Origin of the sequence: Haloferax sp. KTX1 (assembly GCF_902410085.1) — an archaeon.
In the GTDB taxonomy this organism is placed as follows: domain Archaea; phylum Halobacteriota; class Halobacteria; order Halobacteriales; family Haloferacaceae; genus Haloferax; species Haloferax massiliensis.
Window position 1 is genome coordinate 1 of the sequence record NZ_CABPRH010000299.1, and the last position, 405, is coordinate 405.

At 58.3% G+C, this 405-nt stretch carries 1 protein-coding gene; it reads right to left on the reverse strand.

Annotated elements, in window-relative coordinates; genetic code table 11:
- Nucleotides 1-405, reverse strand: a 405-nt coding sequence (locus FY251_RS22810) for a hypothetical protein (protein ID WP_187367504.1), incomplete at both ends; no start/stop codon positions are given.

Below are 405 nucleotides of genomic sequence, written 5' to 3' on the forward strand. Positions count from 1 at the left end.
TGCAATTCCGTTCGTTCACCTAGAGCCAGGGCCAACTCGTCAGCCTGGAGGATGGCTTCTGCCGTTGTCTGCTGATCGCCGGATTCTTCCAGCGCACTCGCAAGTGCCGCCATGAACAAACGGGGATCACCGGCTTGGGGATCGGCAGCATTTTCCCGGGCGCTTTCCAGACGTTCTGCGGCTGGATCCAGACATTCCGCTTTACTCGCCAGCAGTGGCCATTCCTGACTTTGAGTGACACGACCCTGAATGCTGTTGAGCGTCTCACTCAGACGCTGGCCCTGCCCCCAACCGACCAGGATCAAAACGATACCGGCAACCTGCTCCTGAGAAGACCACTCATCGATCGATGGGGAGGTTTTCCCGCTGCCTTCCAATAACTGTCGGCGCAATTGTCCGTTCCGG